Below are 495 nucleotides of genomic sequence, written 5' to 3'. Positions count from 1 at the left end.
GTAAAAAGGGGCAGCGTTCATCCCTGAAAGGTGGCGGCAGCGTGCTTGTGGTGGGTAACCGTCGTATTCCCGGCGCGTTTATTCAGCAACTGAAAAATGGCCGGTGGCATGTCATGCAGCGTGTGGCTGGGAAAAACCGTTACCCCATTGATGTGGTGAAAATCCCGATGGCGGTGCCGCTGACCACGGCGTTTAAACAAAATATTGAGCGGATACGGCGTGAACGTCTTCCGAAAGAGCTGGGCTATGCGCTGCAGCATCAACTGAGGATGGTAATAAAGCGATGAAACATACTGAACTCCGTGCAGCCGTACTGGATGCACTGGAGAAGCATGACACCGGGGCGACGTTTTTTGATGGTCGCCCCGCTGTTTTTGATGAGGCGGATTTTCCGGCAGTTGCCGTTTATCTCACCGGCGCTGAATACACGGGCGAAGAGCTGGACAGCGATACCTGGCAGGCGGAGCTGCATATCGAAGTTTTCCTGCCTGCTCA

2 protein-coding genes are annotated in these 495 nt (G+C 54.3%); both read left to right on the top strand.

What is annotated here, in order from left to right; translation table 11 throughout:
* Nucleotides 1–287: phage tail protein (locus CBF90_RS16295; RefSeq protein ID WP_049293789.1), on the top strand; the 287-nt coding region annotated here is incomplete at its 5' end.
* Nucleotides 284–495 (top strand): phage minor tail U family protein (locus tag CBF90_RS16290; RefSeq protein ID WP_242435704.1); only part of this gene is annotated, 212 nt, incomplete at its 3' end. The genes CBF90_RS16295 and CBF90_RS16290, both read left to right, overlap by 4 nt.

Origin of the sequence: Microbacterium sp. AISO3, assembly GCF_002204305.1 — a bacterium.
In the GTDB taxonomy this organism is placed as follows: Bacteria; Actinomycetota; Actinomycetes; order Actinomycetales; family Microbacteriaceae; genus Microbacterium; species Microbacterium arborescens.
This window is presented reverse-complemented; position numbering and strand designations above follow the sequence as displayed.